We start from the raw sequence: 24,095 nt of genomic DNA, 5'->3' as shown, positions 1-24,095 counted from the left end.
TCGACATCGACATCGATATCTACCACCGATGGCCCGGCTTCTTCGCCGGTACCGCGGTCTTCGGCTCGCTTGCCGGCCGACCCANCCCGATCGCCTTCGCCGCCTGGACCGAGGTCTTCTTCACCGGCATCGACGCCCTTCTCGTCTGGGCGGCCACCAGGACGCTGCTTCGCGAGCCACGGATCGCTGCGGGCGCGGCACTGGTCTTCGTCGTGACGAACTGGGTCGGGCAGGACTATTTCGCCCCCCAGGCCCTCAGCCGGACGCTGGCCCTCGCCCTGTACCTGGTGCTCCTGCGGCAACTCCGCACCGGCGCGCCGAGGGCCATCCTGCGGCGGACCGTGCGGTCCGCCGGAGTCCACAGCAGAAGGCCGCCGCTGCGCTTCGCCGCCCCGCCAGGCCCAACCTGGCCGCTGCCGGTGGCGGTCGGCGTCGTGCTGCTCCTGGACGGGGCGGTGGTGGTCAGCCACCAGTTGACCCCGTACCTGCTCCTCCTCGGAGTCGGTGCGCTGACCGCGGCCGGGCTTGTGCGGCCGCGGTGGGTGGTGGTCGCCATGGCCGGTCTGACGATCGCCTATCTGATCCCGCACTTCGCCTATGTTCAGGATCATTTCGGGGTCTTCAGCAGTCCCGACCCGTTCGCGAACGCCCGGTCAGAGGAGCCGCCGCTTCCTTCGTCGGGGAAGCTGGCCAAAACCACCGGACTGATCCTGACCGGCACGGTCTGGGCGCTGGCCGGAGTCGGCGGGCTGCGCCGGCTGCACCGCGGTGACGGCCGGGTGCTCCCGCTCATCCTGCTGAGCATCGCACCGGGCGTCATCCTGTTCGGGCAGAGCTACGGCGGTGAAAGCATCCTGCGGGCGATTCTGTTCTCCCTGCCCTGGTGCGCGCCGTTGGTGTGCTGCGCCGTCGCGCCGATGACCGGGCGGTGGCGACGGCGGCACGTCCTGGCGGGCTGCGGCGGGATTCTCCTCCTCGCCACGCTCTTCATGCCCGCCTTCTTCGGGAAGACGGAACTGAATCTCATGAACGCCGACGAGGTCCAGGCCGGTGATTATCTGTACGCGCACGCCCGGCCCGGGTCGGTGGCCGTGCTGACCGGGGCCACCTTCCCGAGCCGCTACGGGGCTCGATATCCCGAGGTGGACGATGTCCTGATCACCGACACCTTCGGCGAGCGCGCAATCAGGCCATCGACGGTGAATGCCGTGGCCGACTTCATCGGAACGTACCCGGGACGGGGTTACCTCGTTTTCTCGACGGCACAGGAGGTGTATGACCGTGTATACCGGACGGCGACCGCCGGTGCGCTGCGGGCGGTGGAGACGGCCGTCCGCTCCTCGCCGCGGTTCCGCCTCTGGTACGCGACCCGGAACACCCGTATCTACGAACTCGCCGGATAGCACCTGGACCCTGCCGCGGCCCCGTTCGCCGCGGACTCTGCCGCTATCGGCGAACGGGGCCGCCGGCCAGAGCGGTGCCCAGAGCGGTGCGCTGTACCGCAACGGCATGGCGTTGGCGATGAGCGGCGGCCTCTCGTCGTTGGTGGGCAGCCTCTACTGGGTGCTGGCCGCCCGGCAGGCCGACCGGCCGTCGGTCGGCGAGGCCACCGCCCTCATTTCGGCCCTCACCGGTCTGTCCTACCTGTGCCAGCTGGGCCTGGGGGGCGCATTGACCGCCTTCCTGCCGCAGGCGGGGGGCCAGGCGCGCCGCCTGGTCGTCGGCGCCTACGCCGGCGCGGCCGGCCTCAGCCTGCTGGTCGGTTTGAGTTTTGCCTTGCTGGCCGCCCGGATGAGCCCGGCTCTCGCAGTTCTCCAGTCACCCCGGATCGCCCTCTTCTTCGCCATCTCGGTGGCGATCTGGTCGCTGTTCGCACTGCAGGACAACGTCTTCACTGGCCTGCGGAAGGCGGTCGTCGTACCGATCGAGAACACCGCTTACAGCGTCGTCAAGCTCATTCTGCTCGTCACCTTCGGTGGCGGGGTGAGCGGACTGGCATTGTTCACCTCCTGGGTGATGCCCGCGGCGGTAGCCGTCATACCGGCGTCGGTCATGCTGCTGGTGTGGCTGCGACCCGCCGGACGTGCGCCAAGCCCACCCGGGCTGGCCGCGGACTTCCGAAAATACCTGGCCGGCGACTCGCTGGCGGAGCTGGTGTCCCAGCTCAGCACGACGCTCCTGCCGATGATTGTCATCGCCCGGATCGGGGCGACGGAAGGGGCCGCGTTCGGAATCAGTTGGTTGATCATATGCACGGTCGACGAAATCCCCTGGAGCCTCGGGACCTCGCTCACGGTCGAAGGCGCGCAGCCCGGCGCCGACTCTCGCCGCCTCCAACGGGCGATGCTGCGCCGCATTCTCCCGATTGTTATCGGAATCGTCCTCGCCCTCATCGTCGCCGCGCCGCTTGTACTGGCTCTCTTCGGCCCCTCCTACCGGGCCGACGCGACCACTGTGCTTCGACTGCTGCTGTTGGGCTCGGTCGCCCGCACAGTCGTCATCCTGGAGCTGTGCACGGCCCGCGCGCAGCGGAGGGCCGGGTGGCTCGTGTGTATCGAGGCGCTGCTGGCGGTGCTGGTGCTGCCCAGTCTCTGGCTGCTGGGTGGGAGCCTGGGACTGGCGGGGGNCGGNCNGGCCNGGTTCGGATCACAGACCGCGACCGCGTGTGTGGTGCTCGCCGCGGGTCGAACCGGCGATGACCAGGTCGACTCGCCACCCTACCGCGGCTTCTCCGCCCGCCCACAGGTCAGCACCGGAAAGCGCGCGTCCTGAACATCGAGATCCTTGCGACTGACGTCGCCGACTGCCAGACCCAACAACGCCGAGACACCGGCCAGGACGTTTCCGAAACCCTCCACCGTGGCCTCGATCCCGACTCGGGCGAGTTCGGCGCGAAGACCCGGCGGCGTCCAGCGCCACTTGTCGTCGGCCCCGTCGTCCACGTCAATACGTCCCAGTGCCGGAACCGAGATCAACAGGACGCCGTTCGGTCGAAGCGACCGCCACAGATTCTCCAGACAGCAGCCCGGAGAGGTGTACTGAAGGACCTGAGTGAGAATCACACAGTCGAACTCGGCGGCGGGCAGACTGTCCGCGACATCGAGGTCGACATGAAGATCGGCATGATGGTTCGTCTTATCCCGGTCGATGATCGTAATCCGACCCGGAGTTCCGAACCGCGAGCTGTATTCCGCGTTTTTGACCTCCAGTACATGCCCCCGGATATCGTTGGCATGCCGACTGATCCACTGTTCGATATAGTGCCGGTCGACCGGCAGCCCGCGGTCCCATCCGTAACGGTCGCTGAACGGTCTGACCCGTTTCATGTTCCCCCACGACACCCGGAGCCCAGGCGCGTTCCGCAGCGTCCAGTACGCCATCTGCCGCACCACTTGCGGCGATCGCCGGTAGTAGCCGAGAGCCCACTCCGGCGGGAATCTCTCCCGCTCGACCGCCGGGTTCCCCGCCCTGGGCCTGTCACGTTGCATCACGTCACGCGTCACAGCCTTTCCGGTCGTCGTCACCGCCAGGCGGCCGTTTGCCGCTCCCGGGCGTAGAGCAACGGTCCGGCGGCGTAGCCGGCGAACTCCCGCAGCAGGGCACCCTTCGGGGCCTGGACCCGCCCGTCGAGCCGCTGGCTCGTCGCATGGCCGATGCGGGCCATCCCACGCAGGCCTCGTGGGATGCGACGTACCACCTCACCCCGGGTCGACCGCTGGAGAAGCAGCTTGGCCAGGAAGGCCGTGAAACCGGAGCCGTAGCCGAACATCTGAGCGAGCAGCGCCGCGTCGTCGGCGCGGTGGTGATGCCAGACGAAGGCGGCTGGTTCGTACGCGATCGCTCGGCCCGCCCGCAACATGCGCACGAAGAGATCGAGGTCCTCGCCGCCCCGGCTCCTGGTGCCCGCTCCCAACGCCTCGTCGAAGCCACCCAGGTCCCGCAGGAACGCGACGTCGAACCCGACATTCGCGCCGGTGCCGACGAAACCTATATAGGGGTACAGCGGACCGTGCCGCTCGTTGTCGGCGAGGTCGAAAAGCACCGGCTCGCAGCGGGTGGACCAGTACGACGCCCGGGCGTCGAAGTAGACTTCGGCCGCGCTCACGATGCTCGCCGTGCAGACGAGTCCCGTGACGCACGCAACGTCCGGCCGGCGCCGGAAACCCCGAACCAGCCCGTCGATCCAGCCGGGGTCAACCGAGACGTCGTCGTCGGTATAGGCGACGTACACCCCCCGCGCCAGCGCGAGCCCGCGGTTGCGGGCGCGGGAGAGACCCGGGCGTGGTTCGGGGACATAGCGGAATCGTTCGTCGGTGGCCGAAAACGAGTCGACGACCCGCTTCGTGGCGTCGCTCGACGGGGCATTGTCCACGATGAGGAACTCGACGGCCGGATAGGTGACCTCCGTGAGTCGACGCAGGCAGTTGGCCAGGATCTCACTGCGGTCTCTGGTGGCGACGACGACGGAGACGAGATCCGTGGAATCGAGATCGGTGGATTGAACCTTGTTCGGGCAGGCCTCGGTGGCCGCGGCAGGCCTGGTGCGGGCGTCGAGGCGCTCGAGCGGGCGGAGACCCTCGCCGACCAGGTGATCGTTGATGCGCCCGCCGAACTCCGACCAGACCCTGCCGAGCAGCTCATCGACGTCGATGCCGGTGGCCGTCCTGGCGGCCGCCGCGTAGCCGAGCGGCTCACCGTGCAGCAGGGCGAGGACCCGCGCACGTCGCTGACGGTCGCGTGGCGGCACGACCGAGCGCACGACGCCCCCGGCCGACACCTCGAGCTCACAGCACCAGATACCCTCGTCGGCCGCGGCTGGGCCGGCCGGGGACTCCCGATTCCCGTGCAGGTTCATCCGACGCTCCTCGCCTCGTGATCTTCGGCCTCGTGATCTTTGGTGTGTCCGCGGATCGTCCGTTGGACCGGGAGAACTCGACGCAATGCCCCACCCAGTTCCCGCTCGATGTCGGGACGGATGTCGGGACGTCGGTAAACCTGCGATCTGCGCACCGTCTCGACGAGCGCATCAACGCGGGTATGGCGCTCCACCTCGATCCTGGGCAGGGCATAGCGGTCCTGAGCCGTGGGGAAGGCGCGCCGAGTTTGCAGCGCGAACGCCGCGTCGTATCCCGCCTTCTTCACCATCATGCGCACGCGCGCGTCATGTTCCCCGTAGGGATAGGCGAACAGGCGTGGCACGGGCAGCCCGATGGCCGCGAGGTCGCCGCGCGCCGCGGAAAGATCGTCCCACAGGCCGGCCCCACTCATCCTCGTCAACTGCCCGTGAGTGCGGGAGTGCGCCGCCACTTCCCAGCCTTCCTGGTGAAGGGCACGCAGCCGGCTCGCGTCGAGGAGCGGCAGCCTGGCGGCGCCGTTCACCGCATCCCACCTNTNCNAACCGCCGATCTCTTTCGTGACCACGAAAACCGTCGCGGGAATACCAAGTTCCCGAAGGACGGGCACGGCGTGTTCGAACAGACTCGAATAGGCGTCGTCGAAGGTGAGGACCAGCGACTGATGCCGGGCGGGCCGGCCGTCGAGATGATGCAGGAGTTCATCGACCCCGACGAAGGTGAAGCCGGCGCCCAGCAGGGCTGTCAGCTGGGCCCGGAACTGTGGCGGGGGAACCGCATACCTACTCAGCAGGGGATCCGACACGTCCTCTATCGCATGATAGGCAAGGATCCGCAGGCCAACGTCCGGTGCGTGCAGGAGACCGCCGCGCTGGTGGGTTCCCCGCCAGTAGGAGCAGTCGCGTAGTCCCAGGAACATCCATCTGGTGGGCCGGTCCACCTTCCCGGCGCTGACTCTTCCGAGCACGAGACCCGCCGGGACGCGGGACGCCCAGGGCGGTGCCGCCGCCGCGGCCCTGGTGAGGCTTCCTCTGATCGTCTTCCCGCCATGCTGGGCAAAGAGCAGGTCACCGAGACCCGGATGTTTTCGGGAAAGCGCGGCATCGGCCTGCCCGGCCTGCGTCCACTGCCTCAGGTGCGCCTCGGGCGAAACGACGTAACGCTGGTAGGAGACGGCGTCGGCGGCGAATCGAACCCGCGCACCGCTCTGCAGCAGCCGGTAGAGGAAGTCGGTGTCCTCACCGCCGAAGCTGCCGCCGGCGGTAAAACCCGTGTCGAAACCGCCGAGCCTGGCGAAGGTCGACGCCCGCATCGACACCTGCCCGGAGAGCAGGTCCGCGACGGTCAGCCGCCCGTCCGACCGCAGCAGCCTCCGGCGGCGTGCCCGGGCCCACCGGTCGACTCCGTAGGTGAGCACCGTAGGAGGCGAGGCGGGGTGCATCGGGATGTGGCCGACCACGGCGTCGGCGCCGGCGGCGAGAAGCCGCTCATGCTCGACGAGGAGCCGCCGGTCCGCCGCCATGTCGTCGTCGAGAAAGAGGATGAACTCGCCGAGCGCGCCCGCGGCGCCACGGTTTCTCGCTGCGGCCGCGCCCGCGTTCTCCTGCCACAGGATTCGCTTGGAGAACGGCAGAGAGACAGCCTGGAGAGCCTTCTCAGTGCCATCCGTGGAACCGTCGACGACGACGATCAATTCGCAGGGCCACGGCATATCGAGATACCTGAGTTCCGCAATACTCTGCAATACCACGTCTCGGCGGTTGTATGTCGGCATCACAATGCTGAACCGGACCGAACGCCCATTACGGGCGGGCTGCCCCGCCGAATGGTCCGGGATGTCCACGCTCGGTTTCTCACGGTAGCTCATCGCGAATTCCACCGAGCCAACCCGGATGACGCTCGCCCCATGGGCCTGACTCTAGTTCGAGCCGGTCGGTGCGGCGGGACGCGACCCNCGGNCGTGTCGTCCAGGCAGATCAACCTCACGATCGCGTTCCACGAGCGCGGATAACGCTACGCGGCACGCAGCGGCAGAGCCCGGTCCCGGTCACCGGCAACGTACCCGGTCGCTTCCTTCGTTTTCTTCACACCGTTGATGCGAAGTAATCCCATGGCGGGTAGTACCAGGGTTAGTAATCCCAGGGCAAGGTTCCTGGGGATGGTCATGGTGTGTGGGCGATTGCGAACTCCCTCGACCGAGGCGTCGCCTGACCGGGGCGCCGCTACTGGGCACCCAGTAGCGGCGCCGCTACCGCGCATCCGGCCGGCGGGGCTGGTCGCGCAGGCGTTCCAGCGCCCGCCGGTCGCGCTTCGTCGGCCGCCCGGCGCCCCGATCGCGCACGGCCACCACCGGCGGCACCTCGCGCGCGACCGGCGGGCTGCGGTCGACGAAGGACTCCGCGGCAACGGGCGCGCCGACCCGCCTGTGCGGGATCCGGGTGACGACGACGACCCGCTCGTGCCCGGGCTGGCGCACCCGGATCTCGTCGCCGGCCCGCACCGGATGGGCCGGCTTGACCCGCTCGCCGTTGAGGCGGACATGGCCGGCGCGGCAGGCGGCGGTCGCCTGCGATCGCGTCTTGACCAGGCGCACGCACCAGATCCAGGTGTCGATCCGGGCGGTTCCCGCCGGCGACGTCATAGGCGTGGGCGACGTCATAAGTCTGACTGTACGAATCGACCGGCCGACCTGTCGTCGTTCGGGGACGGTCAGGCGGTGACGATCGACCTGCGTGGCGGTAGCAGGGCGCTCGTGACCGCCGCGACCGTGCCGGCGCCGGGACCGGCGTCGGTGAGAGCCGCGACGGAGTCAATGGGGTGGGAAGGCCGTGACGGGCCCGGTGATCGACAGCCGCACGCGGGTGCCGGGTTCGGGAAGCTGGCGCCCCGGCACCCGCGCCGTCACGGTGCGGCCGGACCGGTCGAGCCGGAGCTGGACGGTGGCGTCGTGGCCGAAGTACCGCACCTCGGTGACCCGGCCGACCACCACGTTCCGCTCCTTGTTCCGCTCCTTGTTCCGCTCTTCGTTCCGCTCTTCGTTCTCGTTTCGGTCCTGGCTCTCGTGCTGGTTCTGGTTCTCGTTCTGGTTCTCGTTCTGGTTCTTGTCGCCGTCCGCCGCGGCGAGGAGCCTGATCTGTTCCGGCCGGACGAGCAGGCGCGCCTCGCCCTGGGGAGACCCGGGCCGGACGGCGAGTTCGCCAAGGTCGCAGGAGGCGGTGAGCCCGGTGACGACGGCGGGCATGAACACGGCGGCGCCGACGAAGGCCGCGACGGTCGGGTTGCCGGGTGAGGCGTAGACGCCCTGGGGCGTGCCGGTCTGGGCGATGCGACCGGCGGCCATGACGGCGACCTGGTCGGCCAGTGACAGCGCCTCGTTCTGGTCGTGCGTGACGAGCAGCGCAGTGGTCCGGTTGGCACGCAGCGCTTCGACGACGGCGCGGGCGGTGTTCAGGCGGAGCCCCGCGTCCAGGGAGGAGAACGGCTCGTCGAGCAGCACCAGGGACGGCCGCGGGGCCAGGGCCCGCGCCAGCGCCACGCGCTGCTGCTGGCCGCCGGAGAGCTGATGAGGGAACCGGCGGGCCAGGCTCGCGTCCAGCCCGACGAGGTCGAGCAGCTCGGCGGCCCGCCCGGCGGATCGGCGTTCGGCGCGGGGCAGGCCGAACCCGATGTTGGCCGCGACGTCCACGTGCGGGAACAGGGCACCTTCCTGCGGGACGTACCCGACCCGCCGCCGCTGGGCGGGAACGCTGCGACCGGGGCCGAACACCCGTTCGGCGCCGAAGTCGATCGTCCCGCCGTCCGGGTCGCCGAATCCCGCCACCAGCCGTAGCAGGGTGGTCTTGCCGCAGCCCGACGGCCCGAGCACGGCCGTCACACTGCCGTCGGGCACTCGCAGATCGATCCCGGCGAGGGCTGTCGTGGCGCCGAACCGTTTGGTGACCTGGCTGACACTCAGCGCTGTCACGTGCTTCTCCTAGCAGAACGGGTGAGCAGGAAGGTCGCCGGGGTCGACAGCAGCACCATCAACCCCGCGTAGGGGGCGGCCGCGCCGTAATCGACGTCGCGGACGTTGCTCCAGAACTCGGTCGCCAGGGTGTCGGTGCCGGTGGGTGACAGCAGCAGGGTCGCGGTGAGTTCGGTGACCACAGCGAGGAACACCAGGATGGCGCCGGCGCCGACGCCGGGGGCGATCAGCGGCAGGGTGACCCGCAGCCAGGCCCGCGTCGGGCGCAGGCCCAGGGCGTGTGCGACGTCGTCCAGGACGGGTGGCGCCTGCGCGATCGCGCCCCGTACCGCCACCGTGGCCCGCGGCAGGAACATGATCGCGTAGGCGGCGATCAGGAGGGTGGTGGTCTGGTACACGGCCGGCAGGATGTGCAGCGATACCGTGACGAGAGCGAGCGCCACCACGATGCCCGGCAGCGCGTTGGCCGTGTAGGTGCTGCGTTCAAGCAGCGTCCCGATCCGGCCCGGGTGGCGTACCGCGAGCCACGCCACCGGAAGCGCCAACAGGACGGTGCACAGCGCGCCGGCGAGGCCGAGTCCGGCCGCGGTCGCGGCGGCGGTGGCCAGTTCGACGGCGGGGAAGGCGGCGGAGGCACCCACCAGCAGCCAGCGGACGAGGCTCACCAGCGGCACGCCGAGCGCCAGGCCCACGACCGCGCCGAGCCCGCCGACGGCGGGGGCGGTGAGCCGGCCGAGCCGGGCGGGTTGCGCGGTGCGGCTGGCTCCGGGCCCGAGCCGGGCGTAGCGGTGCCGACCGCGCNGGCTCAGCTCGGTGCCGACCAGGACCGCGCAGTACAGCACCAGGACGCCGGCGAGCATGTTCGCCGCCGGGCCGTTGAACGACGAGCGGTACTGGTCGTAGATGGCCGTGGTGAAGGTGGGGAACCGCAGCATCTGCAGGGCGCCGAACTCGGCGAGCAGGTGCAGGCCGACCAGCAGCGACCCGCCGAGGACGGCCGGGCGCAACTGCGGGAGCACGACCCTGGTGAACGTCCGCCACGGGCCGAGCCCGAGTGACCTGGCGGATTCCTCCAGCGCCGGGTCCAGCCCCCGCAGGGTCGCGCCGACGGGGAGGTAGACCAGCGGGTAGTAGGCGAGTGTCACGATCAGCAGGGCGCCCGGGTATCCCTCGACGTCCGCGGTCAGCGAAACCCAACCGTAGCTGACGACAAACGCGGGCAGTGCCAGCGGAGCGGCGAGCAGCACGTGCCAGACCCGTCGTCCCGGCAGGGCCGTCCGTTCCACCAGCCAGGCGGCGGCCGTGCCCAGGACGGCGCTGGCCGCCATCCCGCCGGTCACGAGCTTGGTGGTGTTGACCAGCAGCTCGCCGACCCTGGGCCGGATCAGCAGCCGCCAGGCCTCCGACCAGCCCACACTGACCGTGTATCCGACGACGAAGAACAGTGGGACGGCCGCGAGCAGCGCGACGAGCACGCAGGCCAGCAGCAGCGGGCGCGGGTACGCCGGGCCGGTGCGTACCCACCATCCCGCCGTCGTGGGCTGGCCGTTCAGAGCAGGCCCGCCCGCTGCATCAGTTCGACGACCTTTGGTCCGTTCAGGGTCGAGATGTCGATGTCGGGCGGATCGAGGGTCGACAGCGGCTTCAGCGCAGGGTTCGTGGGGACCGCGTCGGACACGGCGTACTCCAGGGCACCGCTGTCGACCAGCGCCTTCTGCCCGGCGTCGCTGGTGAGGAAGGCGACCAGCCGCTGCGCCTCGGCCTGCTGGTCGCTGGCCGCGAGGACGCCGGCGCCGGAGACGCTGACGAACGCGCCCGGGTCCCGGTGGCCGAAGAAGTGCAGGTCGACGTTCCTGCTGTCCTTGCCCGACTCCGCCTGGTCCTGGTACCAGTAGTAATGGTAGATCACAGCGGCGGGGNCCTCNCCCGCGTTCACGGCGCGCAGCGCGGCGATGTTGTTGTCGTAGATCTTCGCATTGCGTTTCAGCCCGGCGAGCCACTCGGCGGTGGCCCCCTCGCCCTTCACCGCGAGTACGGCGCTGACGATGGCCTGGAAGTCCGCTCCGGCCGCCGCGACACCGACCTTCCCCTTCCACGCCGGTCCCGCCAGGTCCATGATCGACGTGGGCAGCTCGTTCTTGGCGACCTGCCCACGGTTGTAGATGAACACCGTCGACCGGGCCGCGAAACCGACCCAGTTGCCGGTGCTCGGGACGTACTGGTCAGGCACCTGGCCCAAGGTGGCCCGGTCCAGTTTGCTGAAGCGGCCGGCGCGGTCGACCAGCGTCATGGCCGGCGAGTTCTCGGTGACGAAGACGTCCGCCGGCGAGCTGTCGCCTTCCTGGACGATCTGGTTCGCCAGCTCGGGGTCGCCGCCGCGACGCAACTCGACCTTGATGCCGGTCTGCTTGGTGAACGCGTCCACCATCACCCGCATCAGGTCCTGGTGCTGCGCGTTGTAGAGCGTGATCGTCTTCCCGTCGTCCCCCGAGCCGCACGCTGACAGGCCGGCCAGGCAGGTGGCCGTCACCAGCACGACCAAGGTTCTTCCTAACGAACCCATCGGGCTCCTCCAGCTGAACACTCCACCTGAACCCTCCACCTGGACAGACACGTCCGACCGACCTCGAACCCCTAATCGGTGTAGAAGTTAACTCATGCTTACCTTAGCGCCGTAGAATGTGACGAGTGGCACAAGTCGGGAGCGCTGGCGGGCGAACCGCGGAGCGGACGCCTGGCGCCGAGTGGGATCGGCACGCCCGCCGTGAGCCGGCTGAGAAGGCCCATGGCATGGAACGAGACCTTCCACGCGGCGACGCCGACGGTGAGCGAGGCCAGCAGCGCCAGGACCGGATGGTCGTCCTGCAGAAGGGGGAACACCTGCCAGTGGGTCAGGTAGATGTAGAGCGAGCTGCCGGCCAGCGGGCCCGCCAGCCGGCGCAGCGGGCGTGGGCAGCGGACGCTCGTGGTCCAGGCCAGCAGGAGCACGCCGCCGAGCACCACGTGCTCCCGGCGTGCGTCAGCGAAGAACCCGGGGATGGTGAGCGCCGCCGCCGCGGTGAGGGCCAGCCGCTGCCGTACCGTGGTCGCGGCGGCGGTGGCCCATCCCAGCGCGAACAGCCAGAGCACCGCCACCGACGTCTGGGTGTGGCGTGGTCCCGGCGGTAGGGCCACGACGTCGAAGCGGGTGAGCAGACCGGCGGCGAGGACACCGGCGGCGACGGCCCACGGGCGGCGCCGCTGCCAGCGGTCGAACGCCGGCACGCCGAGCAGGGCCGCGAGGACCAGCAGGATCTGGACCAGGGCTTCGACGAACCAGAACTCCCAGGGTGGGCCCGCGCGGTCCGGCCCGAACACGCTGTTGAGCAGCACGATGTTGGCGGGTTCGTGTTCGTCCATGACGAGCACGAGTACGGTGATGAAGACGATGCTCGGCATCGCGAGGTACGCGATGCTGCGGAGCAGCCCGCGGACCCGGTCGCGCCGCGGCGCCGCGGTCAGGTGGAAACGGGCGAAGTTGTAGCCGGCGACGGCGATGAGGAGATGGGCGCCCCCGAGGATGCCGCCGACGGCGTCGAAGGTGTTGGCGTGCGTCCCGACGATCAGCACGATCGCAACCGCCCGGAGCAGCACGCTGGTCTCGATCGAGCTGCCAGAGCCGCCAGCCCGGCGCTTCGGTCGCGTGGCCGGCTTCAGGTCCCGCACGGCCATGGTGTGCCAGCCGGCGGGCAGGTGTCCGAGGGCGTCCTCCAGCCGCAGTGACAGTTCCACGTAGGACAGCGAGTCGCCGCCCAGGCTCACGAAGGTGCTGTCGTCGGTGACATCGTCGCGGTGGAGCAGCTCGGCGAACAGCCGGCGTACGTCGGCTGTTCCGTCCGACGGTCCGTCCCGTCCGGTGGGCGCGGTCGTGCGCGCCGGTCGCGCGTCGCGGGCGATCTCCTGCAGCGCGACCAGATCCGGTTTGCCGGTGGCCAGGCGGGGCAGGGCGGCCAGGCGGTGGACGCGGACGGCGTTCTCCGGCAGCCGGCAGGCCCGCGCGACCAGCCGGCGGACCGAAGGCGTGTCCCGGTCACCCTCGATCATCACGTCAACGGCGTCGTCGCCGGTCACGCAGCAGGCGCTGAGCCCCTGGCCGGCGAGGGTGTCTTCCACGTGTTGCAGGTCGATCCGGATCCCGAAGACCTTGGCGAATCTGGTCTGCCGTCCCACGATCTCGTACAGGCCGTCATCGGTGCGGCGCGCGACGTCCCCGGTGCGCAGCTCGTCGAGCGTCGGACCGAGCGCGAGGTCCGAGGCCGTCCGCGCGTAACCCATCATGACGTTGGGCCCGGAATAGACGAGCTGCCCCAGATCCCCGGTGCTGTCGGTGCTCCCGGTGCGGTCGGCCAGCGGCTCGAGCCGGAACGACCCGCCCGGGACCGGGACTCCGATGGTGTGGGGGTGGGTCGGCGCGAGGTGCGGCGGCAGGCAGGACATCCGCGCCGTGGCCTCGGTCTGGCCGTACATCACGACGAAGTCCCAGCCGTTGCGTCGTCCGAGCTCGGCGTAGCGGGCCACCCGGTCCGGCGCCAGTCGACCGCCGGCCTGCGTGATGTAGCGCAGATGCGGCAGCGACATCGCGTCGAAACCGATCCTGTCGAGCAGGTCGAACGTGTAGGGGACGCCAGCCAGCGAGGTTCCCTGCCCGTCCCGGAAGAGGTTCCAGAAGCAGGCGTCCACGACGGACAGGGACGTCAGGATCAGACCGGCCCCGCACAGGAGGTGACTGTGCACGACCGACAGCCCGTAGCAGTAGTACAGGGGCAGGGTCGTCGCGGCGCGGTCGCCGGGGCGAAGGCCGAGGCACTCGACGATCGACTCGGCATTGGCCTGCAGGTTCGTGTACGACAGCCGGACCAGTTTCGGTGAGCCCGTCGAGCCCGACGTGCTCAGCAGCAGCGCGAGGTCCGGATGAAGGTCGTGCTTCGAGCCCTCCCGCCGCTGCTCGACGCNGGTCCGCGTGCCGGCCGGGCGGATCACCACGTCGGGGTCATAGGACGTGATCAGGGCGTCGGTCGACGCGGCGTTGTCACCCGGCACCAGCAGGACCGCGTGCCCGGCGGACAGCGCCGCCAGGTACAGGACGAGGACGTCGATCGTGTTGACCGCCGCGAGGAGCACCAGCCGCCGCCCGGCGCCGAGCCGACCGGCGGCGGCGTCGACGCGTGCCGCCAGTTCGCGGTAGGACAGCCGGCCCTCAGCCGTGACAACGGCCGTGCGGTCACCGTGCCGTTCAAGGTGGCGGGCGAGGAACACAGTCGAGCTTGCGAGGGACGGGCCTGCCTTGGTCACCCAGCCAATGTACAAGTAAGGAAAGCCTACCCTAAGTCATACCTCTCACTGCGCCTACGTCATCGACCTGTGACGTTCGGTGCCGCAGCCGCCCATGGATGATCTTGCTGTGTGGCGGTGGCAGTGGCGGCGGCAGCGGNGGNGATGGTGGCCCCCCNCCCCAGGGNGGCACCCACCTGCTGGGAGGAGTTGAGTAACGCCGCGGGCGATATGGCGTCGTCGTCGGTTCGGAATGATGTCCAGCGGATAAGCGTGGTTCGCCGGGTGGCGGGCATCAGCTTGTTGACCTGTGATGTCGAGCGCCAGCTGACGGCAAGGTCCTTGTATCGGTGACCGACGAGGGGAGAATAGGATCGTGAGCGACATAACTGCCTCAGATCGTCGTACACATGAAAGATCCACAAATGTGCCCTGGTTTGGTTTTCTCGCCGTTGGAGCAGCTTTTGCCCTGTTCGCGCTGGCCATTCCGCAGTTCGATCTGACCACGGTATGGTCGATCGCCGTGCTTCTCGGGATCGTCCTGCTCCTCGGTGCGGTGAGTGAGTTGCTGGCGGCGGCGGCGACGGCCCGGGACTGGCGCTGGTCCCATGCGCTGCTCGCGGTGCNGTTCGTGGCCGGCGGGGTGGTGGCGCTGGTCTGGCCGGATCCCACGGTCAAGGCAGTGGGCCGGATCGCGGCCTGGTTCTTTTTGATCAAGGGTCTCTACGACGTCGTCAACTCGTTCGTCGCCCGACGGACTGAGCAGCAGGCCGCGGCCGGGCAGTACGCCACCGCGGCGGAGGGCCGCCCCACCCCGGCCCAGTGGTGGATGCCGCTGATCGTCGGTGCGTTGGAGATCGGGGCGGCGTTCTGGGTGGTGGGTTCCCAGCGGGTCTCGTTGCCGCTGCTGGCCCTGTGGGTGGGCCTCACGGCCCTGGCGATCGGGCTGACCAAGATTGCCATGGGGTTCCGGCTGCGGGGCGTTTCCCGACCGCCCGCCTCGCTGGAGGGCCTGGCGATTCCCGGCTTCGGCGCCGGCGCGGTGGAAGGCAGGCGGCTGGAGGAGGGGCGCGTCCAACGACCCGTGTCCGGGAACCGTTGACGATCCCGGGTGGTCCCCGGATCCCGGCCCCGGTTTCTTCCCGGCCCATCGGCTTCCGCCACCGCGGTCGGTCTGACCCTGACGCCCCACCGCCCCGACTCGCGTCAGGGCGGTGGGGCGTCAGGGTTGTGCCCCGCGGGAGGCCCCTCGCCGCCTCGGCGCGCGTCGGCATAGCCTCGGCGGCGTGATCCGTGAGTCGCTGCCCGTCCCGTCGTGGGTGATCCGCTTGCATGCGCGTGCGCTCGCGCGGTTGACCGGCGCGCCCGAGGCGCGGCGCAGCGTCCGGTTCTTCGCCGACCAGGGCCGGGTCGTCGCGGTCCTCGTCGGGCTGTCCGTTCTCGGTTCGGCCGCCGTCGCCGTCGGGCCGTTCGTCCTGCGCCATCTCATCGACACGTCGTTGCCCACCGGCCAGGTGCGTGACCTCGTCGTCCCCGTTCTGCTGCTGTGCGCGGTGCTGGTGTTCGAGTCGAGCGTGCTTTCGGTGCGCATGGCGCTCATCGCTCGGCTCGGCGGCGTTGTCTCCGTGCGGATCCGTCAGACGGTGAACGCTCACCTGCAGCGCCTGCCCTTCGCCTTCTTTCCCCGCAGCCAGCAGGGGGAGGTGATGACGGTGATGTCCACCGACGTCCTGAACGCCCAGAACGCGATTTCCGCCACCGTGCAGGCGGTGGTCTGCCGGATCGCGGACATCGTCGTCGGCTCGATCGTCGTCTTCGTGCTGGACTGGCGTCTGAGCCTGGCGGTGATGGTCTTCGCGCCGGCCACGCTGCTGATCGTCCGCTCGGGCCGGCGGCGGCTCGCCGCGCTGTCCATCCGCCAGCGGGAGCTCGACGGTCTGCTCATGGTCCAGGTCGCCGACACCTCGTCGGTCTCCGGGGCGCTGCACGTGCGGCTGTTCGACCGGGTCGACTACGAGCAGACCCGCTTCGACGCGGCGGGCGCCGAGCTGCTCGCCGCCGCCGAGGATCAGGCCCGGCTGATGTCGCGGGTCCGGTTCCTGGTCAACCTCGGGATTATCGCGACGATGACGGCGGTGCTGGCGCTGGGGGCCTGGCTGGTCTCCAGCGGTCGCATCACGCTCGGGACGGTCGCAGCCCTGGGCGGCGCGTTGCTGGTGGCCTTCGGACCACTGTCGTCCGCTGTCAACCTGCGTGCGGAGCTCGCGGGTGCGGGCGCGTCCTTCCGGCGGATCTTCTCCCTGCTTGACGTCCCGCAGGACGAGGTACGCCTGAGGTTCGAAGGGGCCCGGGCCCCCGCGCTGACCGTCCCCCGCGCNNNNCGGTCCGGGACGGAACCGGTGCCGGCCGCCGCTCGCTGGGGAGTCGATGCCGGCCGGGGACTCGATCTGACGTTCGACGACGTATGGTTCTCTTACGATCTTGCCACGGCCGAGGACCGGCCGGACGGCGACTGGCCGGACGACGACCCGACGTGGAACCTGCGCGGGGTGACCCTGAAAGTCGCCGCGGGGACGACGACGGCGATCGTCGGGGCCAGCGGGGCCGGCAAGACGACCATCACCTATCTGGCCAGCGGCATGCACCGGCCGCGGCGCGGCGGCATCCGTCTCGGCGGGGNTCCCCTCGACGACATCCCGCCGGATAGTCTGCACACGATGATCGGCGTCGTCCCTCAGGACCCGCATCTGTTCCATGACACGATCGCGGCGAACCTTCGTTACGGCCGGTTGGACGCAACCGACGACGAGCTGCGTGCCGCCCTGGCGGCCGCCAGCCTCTCCGCCCTGCTCGACCGGCTGCCCGAGGGCCTGGCGACCCGGGTCGGCGCCCGGGGCTACCGGTTGTCCGGTGGTGAGCGGCAGCGGTTGGCCATCGCCCGGGTCCTGCTGCAGTCACCACGGGTGCTGGTGCTGGACGAGGCGACCTCGGCGCTGGACACCGTCTCCGAGGCCGCCGTGCGCACCGCCCTGGACCGGCTCGCGGTGGGGCGGACGTGCCTGGTGATCGCGCACCGGCTGTCCACGGTGATTGACGCCGACCGCATCTACGTGATGGACCACGGCCAGATCGTCGAGGACGGCACGCACAGCGAGCTGCTCGCCGACGGCGGCGCCTACGCCCGCCTCTACCGGCCCACCGTCGTCTGATCGGGTGGGGGCTGTCGGTGGTGGTGCCGTCGCGAGCTGGCCGGCGGGAGGCCGTTACCCGCGTCGGCAGCCTTCCCGGTGCGCCCGGACCGCCCGTAGCACGCCCCGGGCGAGCAGGAACAGCACGAACAGCATCCCGCCGGCCGGCAGCGCGACCAGCAGCGCGGAGACGACCTCCGCGAATGCGGTGACCAGCTTCCCGTCACGGGTCGCCCGGCCCGCCAGCCCGAGATAGTCCCACATGGCCCGGGTCGTCCGGGTAAGCACGANCGGAACCGAGACCATGAGCACGACCAGGTTCACCAGGATCAGCGGCGCCGCGAGCAGCGCCCAGGCGGTCACCACGATCCGGGCCGGCCGGGTCAGCCCGTCCGGTCGGCTTCGGATGTCCGGCGGGGTCAGCCCGTCCGGTCGGCTCCGTCCTGCTGATCGGGCAGGCCGCCCGCGCGGGACGCGGTTGCGCCGCCGTGGCAGCGTCGCGCGTAGCGCCGGCCCCATCCGGTTGAACAGGTCCGGTACCCCGGCCAGGTCGCTGACGATGTAGTAGCCGTCGAGCCGGACGAAGGGCGCAAGCTGGCGCATGGCATCCAGGTGGACAAGGACGACGGCGGTCACCAGCACACCGGCGTGGGTGAGCGCGAGAGCCCCGGCGAGCAGCAGAACGAACAGTCCGTTGAAATAGATGCCGCCGAGGTCGGTGCGCAGCCGGCCGAGCCGGCTCAGCCGGTAGGAGTCGGTGACGTCGGTGAAGAAGGCCGGCCACACCAGGTACATGCCGAAACCGATGACTCCCGGGCGGGCACCGCCGTAGTGGCAGGCCGCGGCGTGCCCGCATTCGTGGAACAGTGCGCCGGCGAGGGCCAGGCCGACCACCACCAGGATCAGCGCCGGGGTCGCGAGCACCTCCGCCGCGCTGTCTCGGACGCTGTGCCGGCCGAACGTCCACACGTCGGTGACCACCAGCAGGGCCAGCAGCAGGGCCACGGCCGCTGGCCGGAACAGCATCGCGAACACCCGGCTGACCCGGTGCACGGCCGGCGCGGGTAGCAGGGTGTGCCGGGCTGCGAGTGTGAACAGCGCCTTCGCCCGTGGTGCCGGGGTGACGCCGTTCTCGCTGGCGATCAGGCCGAGTGGCATGAGCCGATCCGCTACGAGGTACGCGACGTCGGCGCCACTCATCCGGCGGGCGCAGACCACCGTGACCCGGTCGGCAATCGCGGCGACGTCGCGGGCGCCGTCCGCCGCTTCGAGGATGTGCGCGAGCAGTTCGGTGAGTGCGACGACCTGACCGTCGGCGCGGCGGGCCAGGAAGACGGGTCGGGCCAGGCCCGACCCGGTGAACTCGCCGAGTAGCGCCAGGCCGTCGGCCCGGCTCGGTCTGGCGGGTACCTCGGTCGGCCCGGGAACGCCCGTCGGATCGGTGACGCCGGTGACGCCGGTGATATCGGTGACGCCGGTGATATCGGTGAGGTCGGGCGTCCGGTCCGGTTTGGAAGGCACCGGCGGCATCGTTGTCGGCCGGGTGGACGACCGGGTGGACTCGGTCATCTGCGTCCCATCCTCATTGTCATGAACTGGCGGGAAGCCGGCCGCCGGTCCGTCGACCGGCGGCCGGCCGGGTGACCACCCCGGAGGAATCCGGCGGTGTATCTGTCGGTCGTAGCGGTAAAGCGGTAAAGCGGTAAAGCGGTCGGTGTTATTTCTGTATGATGATGTTGATGCTCGGTACCAGTGTGATGAGAATGGGCAGGAATCCACCGGCGACCTGCGGCTCCGCATGAGCGTCGATCTGTGCCATTTTCGACCAGGGGGAGCCGACCGGAAAGAAGGTTGGGTCAAACTCCTTCCGACCGATCTCGACCGCGGCGAGAGTCGTCCGTTCGGGTAGTAGTTCCGCCCATTCCAAGAACAGTTCTCCATTCAGCTCGCCGGCGCAGTTGCCCGTGATATCGTTCATCCTTGTTTCCCACCGATCTGAGTTGCCTCGGATATTCGGGCGGTGGGAACGCTAGCCACCGCTCAACCTGGTGGCCAGCACCTGCACAAGGTGTGTCACGGTCGTGCCAGCGTCGGTCGAAACTTCGGCTGGCCTTCTCGGATCGGCCTGACCGAGGCGAGGGCATGCCTTCCGGCCGGCCGAAGGATAGTCGGCCGGCCGGTGGCCGCGGGTGCACGGTGCCCTTGGCGACCTCGGGAGAACGTGGTCGGGTGCGGTTACCCGGCCGGGGAGACCGGCGTGAGGAGCAGAATCGTTCCGGAGTTCACCACTGCTCGATGCGGTTCCAGCTGTTGGCGATGGNCTTGACGAACGCTCCGTCGCTGTAGGCGGTCTGCGGCTCCGGATGATTATCGATTTGGGCATTGTTGCTGCCCGGCGAGCCGACCGGGTAGAAGGTGGGGTCGAACTCGGTGCGGTTTATCTCGATCGCCGCCAGGGTCATGCGCTCGGGCAGCAGCTCCGCGTGTTCTTGCGCCAGCTCGACGACGTCTGTCTCCCTGCGGTCCCTCATCTTCTGGCTCCCCTGTGTGTCGCTCGGTACCCGTCATGACGCAGGATGTGGGCACCGGCCGGTGGCGAGGAATCGGCCGGCGCGGGGCGGGGTCAGAACTCACCGGAGGGCGCGGATTCCGCGGCATCCGGTGGTACTACCGAACTGTAGGAGCCGCGGTTACCCTCCGCAACACGGATCTTGTCCTCGGTCGATCTGACCGGTCCAGGCCCACTCGGCGGGTGGTCGGATCATCATCNGCGCCCGGGCGCGAGCCTGGCGTGGGGAAGGCCGATTCTCTACGGATGATTCACCATGGCATTTTTCCCGATGGCGATAGATGGGAAATCAAAAATGGTAGACAATATTGAACTATGGTGAATTTTGTCAAAAAATATAAAATAATACTGACGTGTCGAACAATGCCGATCCACTTGTTGATGGATGTTCTCTTCCTTGGGGCTATCTTCGGCGGTGGATATCCGGATGCGGTCCGTTCAAACGACAGCAATTTTTCGCGTGGATGGTAGCGTCGTCGGTGTCCGAGGTCCCGCGTGAACGACGAAGGGTGGACAGGCGATGGCNGCGGCACCGATAGTTCCGCTGCATATACGGCGAGCGCAGTTCGATCCGATCGAGGAACTCGTCCGGATCCGGGACACCGACGGCGTCTGCCGCGTTGTCACCGTGTTCGGGATACCCGCGTATCTGGTCAGCCGGTACGAGGACGTCCGCGAGATACTCGCGGATCCGGGCAGGTTCAGCAACGTCAATCAGTGGGTCGTAGGTCCTGGCGGTCCCGTCCTGAGTGATGAGGAAATCGCCGAACTGCGGGCGGGGCAGATGCTCGCGTTCGATCCGCCAGATCACACCCGGCTGCGCCGGATGCTCACCCCGGAGTTCACCGTGCGCCGGATGCGCGGGTTGGAGCCGCGGATCCGGGACATCGTCGACGCGGCGCTCGACGAGGTGGAACGGGCCGGCCGGCCTGCCGATCTGGTCGCGACCTTCGCGCTTCCGGTGCCGTCGCTGGTGATCTGCGAGTTGCTGGGGGTGCCGTATTCCGNCCGCGCGGAGTTCCAGCAGCGCACCCGCCGGCAGATCGACGCCTCGTTGCCGATCGAGCAGCGGCTGGCCCTGCAGCGCGAGGCCCGTGCGTACATGGCCGGGCTGGTCACGCGGGCGCAGGCGGCCCCGGGCGAGGACCTGCTGGGCATGCTGGTGCGCGAGCACGGCGACGAACTGAGCACCGCCGAGCTGGTCGGCATCGCCTCGCTGCTGCTGGTCGCCGGGCACGAGACGACGTCGAACATGCTTGCTCTCGGCACCCTGGCGCTGCTGCGCCATCCCGACCAGCTCGCCATGGTCCGCGACGATCCGGCCCAGGTCGAGCCCGCCGTCGAGGAACTGCTGCGGTGGCTGTCCATCGTGCCCTCCGGTGTGCCCCGCACGACGACGACCGAGGTGGAGATCGCCGGTCACCGCATCCCGGCGGGCGAACAACTGCTCCTGGCGCTACCCGCGGCCAACCGAGACCCGGCTCTCGTCGGGGATCCGGACCGGCTCGACATCACCCGTGGCGCTCCCGGCCACGTCGCTTTCGGCCACGGCGTGCACCACTGCCTGGGAGCGCCGCTGGCCCGGATGGAGATGCGCATCGCGTTCCCCGCGCTGCTGCGACGCTTCCCCGATCTCGCGCTGGCCGTGCCCTACGAACAGGTCGCGTTCCGTGCCCATCATGTCGTACACGGGCTGCACGCACTCCCGGTCACCTGGTGAGACCCGGTCCCTGGTGGAAGAGGGCGGAACAGGAGGGTGTCGCATGAAGATTGTCGCTGATCGCGCCGTCTGTGTCGGCGCTGGGATGTGCGTGATGACCGCGCCGGAGGTCTTCGATCAGGGTGACGACGGCCTCGTCGTCACCCTGATCGAAGAGGTCGCCGCCGGTCGGCTGGACGCTGTGCGCCGATCGGTCGCGCTGTGTCCGTCGAAGGCGCTGCGCGTGCTGGACGACTGACGAACGGGTCGGCCGCCCGGCGGGCGTCACGCGGTGCAGTTGCTGGTGAAGCCATCCGTGGGCGGCGTGGATCCCGGGGGCGTGGACATGGCACCTCCGATGCGTCGCGACCGGGGTCATCGGGCGCACGTCCGGATGGCGGGCGAGATCCGGTCTCCGCTGATCATAATAGGTTGATGAGCTGACGGATCGCGGCGCATCAAGACCCTGATGCGTGGTTCCGTGCCGCTCCGGGGTGCCGTGTTCCGGGGTGCCGTGTTCCGGACCGCCGTGTTCCGGACCGCCGTGTTCCAGGGGTACCGTGCTTCCGGTTTTGGGGGCTTTCCCGACCGAGAATTTCCGTAGGCCCGCTCGGCCGAAGGTGGTCCATGAGCCNACGGGCGCGTCCGCACGTCCACCGAGACGGCGGCGTATATCTTGGGGTCGCGTCATATCAGTCCCGCGTCCGGAGTAACGTCTCCTTAGCGGTGCCACGCTGATATGCCGGCTGAACCCGACAAAACCCTCGGAGGAGACAGACTGTGTCGGATTCGNAAGGTCTTGTGTTCGCGTCAGCGGAGTGGCTGCCCAACGGAACCGAACATTGGGCCAACTTCAAGGTGACCATCTCCAACTACTCCACCGAGGACGTGGTGGATCCGGAGATATCCTGTACGTTCGCCGCGCCCCGGCTCATCCGGAATGTTTACGGACTGGTGTTCAACCCAGTTGATCGGCCGACTGACGTCGTCACTGGCCGCCTGGTGTCCGAACGGAAGATCATCCAGGCGAGGGGATCGCAGGAGTTCACCCTCGCGATGCAGAACGGTGGTACGGGCGCCGGCTCGGATCCCGCCCTGCTGCCGAACGGCTTCACGGTCAACGGGGAGAACGCCAACCCACCCGAGGACACCGATCCGCCCACGGTGCCGGAGAAGCTGCGCATCACCGGCTGGGCGCCGCACAGCCTGCACCTGACCTGGGATCCGTCCACGGACAACATCGCGGTGGCGGGCTACGAGGTGTTCTACCGGACTCCGGGTGGAGAACCCCGTGTCCTGGCGACCACCGCCGCCGAGGCCACGGTGTCGGGGCTGAACTCGTTGACGGAGTACATTCTGCGGGTCCGCGCGTTCGACGTCAGCGGCAACCGGTCGGAGCTGTCCGAGGAGGTAGCCGCGTCGACTACCGCCCCCCTCCCGGACCCCGGTACCTGGGATGCGCCGCGAGCGCCCTTCGTCGACTACACCGCATGGCCGAACCCGAAGCTCGCCGAATACGGCTCCCTGTCCGGAATCGACAGTTTCTTCGTCGGCTTCCTGGTGGCGCAGCCGGGCGGCGACAAGAAGGTGTACTGGGGCGGCTATCCGAGCTACGGGGAGGCCGCGACAGGCGATTTTGGCAAGGAGGACTTCGCCGCGTTCACCGCGCAGGGCGGGAAGGTCATCCTCTCCTTCGGGGGTGCTTCCAACGTCCCTCTGGAGGATGTGGAGACCGACGTTTCCAAGATTGTGGCGACGTATCGGGCGATCCTCGCGAACTACGGGGTCAGCCATGTCGACTTCGACTTCGAGGGAGCGTTCATCCAGAACCGGGCGGGGTTGGAGCGGCACGTCGCCGCCATCTCCCAGGTGCTCCCGGCCTACCCCGGCCTGAAGATCTCCTACACGCTTCCCGTCGACGGCGCTCCCGGCAGCCTGGTGGGTTTCAACCCCGACGGGGTGCGTCTGCTGCATCTGCTCGCCGACGCGGGCGTCCAGCCATCGCTGATCAACGGCATGCTGATGGAGTTCGGCCAGACGGCCCCCTCGGACGCCTATGAGTGCTGCGTGATCGCGCTTAACGGCATGTTCACGCACATCGCCGGGGCCTGGCGCGACTGGGACGAGCAGAAGGTCTGGCGGCGGATCGGCGCCTGCCCGATGTTCGGCCGCCACATCAACGGCCGGATCTTCACGCTGGACCACATGCGCCGGCTCGTGGAGTTCGCCCGTACCCACAACATCGGCGCCGTCTCCGGTTGGGACGCCACCCGGGACTACAACCAGGGCCGCCTGCCCGAATGCGCCGACTTCAACGGGAACGACCTGGCGAAGTGCACCTACGTCGAGCAGAACCCGTTCGACTTCTGCAAGATCATCGCCACCTACCGACCCGAGTCCGTTCCCGCCGCCGCGCTGCGGCGGTAGGTCCGCGCCCGCGGCCCGGCGGCGCACGTAGCCGCCGGGCCGCGGTCCGGCTTTCCTGGCGGCATTCCGCCAGGCGGACCGGCGG

General features: G+C 69.3%; 16 protein-coding genes. 5 read left to right on the top strand and 11 right to left on the bottom strand.

Translation table 11 applies throughout. The features are described from left to right. Nucleotides 1-2,717: 2,717 nt before the first annotated feature. From ALLO2_RS06170 to ALLO2_RS06135, 8 genes are all read right to left on the bottom strand, one after another. Entirely contained in the window at nucleotides 2,718-3,503 is a 786-nt protein-coding gene (locus ALLO2_RS06170; RefSeq protein WP_108913499.1) for a bifunctional 2-polyprenyl-6-hydroxyphenol methylase/3-demethylubiquinol 3-O-methyltransferase UbiG, read from the bottom strand. A gap of 17 nt (nucleotides 3,504-3,520) precedes the next feature. Beyond that, nucleotides 3,521-4,855: a glycosyltransferase family 2 protein gene (locus ALLO2_RS06165; protein WP_011436025.1), complete on the bottom strand. Its 1,335-nt coding sequence runs from the start codon at nucleotides 4,853-4,855 to the stop codon at nucleotides 3,521-3,523. Further along, nucleotides 4,852-6,720, bottom strand: coding sequence for a polysaccharide deacetylase family protein (locus ALLO2_RS06160; protein ID WP_157493281.1), 1,869 nt, complete (start codon nucleotides 6,718-6,720; stop codon nucleotides 4,852-4,854). Before ALLO2_RS06160 ends, ALLO2_RS06165 begins: the two co-directional genes overlap by 4 nt. 381 nt (nucleotides 6,721-7,101) lie before the next feature. Continuing rightward, complete coding sequence (locus tag ALLO2_RS06155; protein ID WP_011436028.1) at nucleotides 7,102-7,512, bottom strand: RNA-binding S4 domain-containing protein; 411 nt, start codon at nucleotides 7,510-7,512, stop codon at nucleotides 7,102-7,104. A 150-nt stretch (nucleotides 7,513-7,662) separates the two neighbouring features. Next, entirely contained in the window at nucleotides 7,663-8,817 is a 1,155-nt protein-coding gene (locus tag ALLO2_RS06150) for an ABC transporter ATP-binding protein (protein WP_011436029.1), read from the bottom strand. Continuing rightward, a complete protein-coding gene (locus ALLO2_RS06145) occupies nucleotides 8,814-10,370 on the bottom strand; it encodes an iron ABC transporter permease (RefSeq protein WP_051874929.1) in 1,557 nt (518 codons plus the stop codon). Before ALLO2_RS06145 ends, ALLO2_RS06150 begins: the two co-directional genes overlap by 4 nt. Next, entirely contained in the window at nucleotides 10,367-11,380 is a 1,014-nt protein-coding gene (locus tag ALLO2_RS06140; protein WP_051868675.1) for an iron ABC transporter substrate-binding protein, read from the bottom strand. Before ALLO2_RS06140 ends, ALLO2_RS06145 begins: the two co-directional genes overlap by 4 nt. Before the next feature lie 98 nt (nucleotides 11,381-11,478). Continuing rightward, nucleotides 11,479-14,148, bottom strand: a complete 2,670-nt coding sequence (locus ALLO2_RS06135; protein ID WP_157493280.1) for an AMP-binding protein — start codon at nucleotides 14,146-14,148, stop codon at nucleotides 11,479-11,481. Nucleotides 14,149-14,554: 406 nt separating this feature from the next. Here ALLO2_RS06135 and ALLO2_RS06125 point away from each other — a divergent pair, with 406 nt between their 5' ends. Both ALLO2_RS06125 and ALLO2_RS06120 read left to right on the top strand, forming a co-directional pair. Further along, complete coding sequence (locus tag ALLO2_RS06125; protein ID WP_232234914.1) at nucleotides 14,555-15,229, top strand: DUF308 domain-containing protein; 675 nt, start codon at nucleotides 14,555-14,557, stop codon at nucleotides 15,227-15,229. A 184-nt stretch (nucleotides 15,230-15,413) separates the two neighbouring features. Continuing rightward, nucleotides 15,414-17,336 (top strand): ABC transporter ATP-binding protein, encoded by a 1,923-nt coding sequence (locus ALLO2_RS06120; protein WP_232234913.1) that lies wholly within the window; start codon nucleotides 15,414-15,416, stop codon nucleotides 17,334-17,336. Nucleotides 17,337-17,390: 54 nt separating this feature from the next. Here ALLO2_RS06120 and ALLO2_RS06115 read toward each other — a convergent pair whose 3' ends face one another. The 3 genes from ALLO2_RS06115 to ALLO2_RS06105 form a co-directional block, all read right to left on the bottom strand. Continuing rightward, on the bottom strand, nucleotides 17,391-18,884 hold the full coding sequence (locus tag ALLO2_RS06115; protein ID WP_035730330.1) for a hypothetical protein: 1,494 nt from the start codon (nucleotides 18,882-18,884) through the stop codon (nucleotides 17,391-17,393). Between the two features lie 148 nt (nucleotides 18,885-19,032). Beyond that, nucleotides 19,033-19,293 (bottom strand): hypothetical protein, encoded by a 261-nt coding sequence (locus ALLO2_RS06110; RefSeq protein ID WP_011436036.1) that lies wholly within the window; start codon nucleotides 19,291-19,293, stop codon nucleotides 19,033-19,035. A gap of 304 nt (nucleotides 19,294-19,597) precedes the next feature. After that, nucleotides 19,598-19,846, bottom strand: a complete 249-nt coding sequence (locus ALLO2_RS06105) for a hypothetical protein (RefSeq protein ID WP_035730328.1) — start codon at nucleotides 19,844-19,846, stop codon at nucleotides 19,598-19,600. A 558-nt stretch (nucleotides 19,847-20,404) separates the two neighbouring features. Here ALLO2_RS06105 and ALLO2_RS06100 point away from each other — a divergent pair. The 3 genes from ALLO2_RS06100 (at nucleotide 20,405) to ALLO2_RS23125 (ending at nucleotide 24,010) form a co-directional block, all read left to right on the top strand. Next, the gene (locus tag ALLO2_RS06100) at nucleotides 20,405-21,604 is read left to right on the top strand and encodes a cytochrome P450 (RefSeq protein ID WP_035730327.1); all 1,200 of its coding nucleotides are present in this window, start codon (nucleotides 20,405-20,407) and stop codon (nucleotides 21,602-21,604) included. A 43-nt stretch (nucleotides 21,605-21,647) separates the two neighbouring features. Then, nucleotides 21,648-21,842, top strand: coding sequence for a ferredoxin (locus ALLO2_RS06095; RefSeq protein WP_023840904.1), 195 nt, complete (start codon nucleotides 21,648-21,650; stop codon nucleotides 21,840-21,842). Nucleotides 21,843-22,363: 521 nt separating this feature from the next. Then, a complete protein-coding gene (locus ALLO2_RS23125; protein ID WP_232234912.1) occupies nucleotides 22,364-24,010 on the top strand; it encodes a fibronectin type III domain-containing protein in 1,647 nt (548 codons plus the stop codon). Nucleotides 24,011-24,095 lie beyond the last annotated feature (85 nt).

Source organism: Frankia sp. Allo2 (assembly GCF_000733325.1).
In the GTDB taxonomy this organism is placed as follows: domain Bacteria; phylum Actinomycetota; class Actinomycetes; order Frankiales; family Frankiaceae; genus Frankia; species Frankia casuarinae.
Note: the sequence above shows the minus strand (reverse complement) of the source record. Positions and strands in the feature narration are given on the sequence as shown.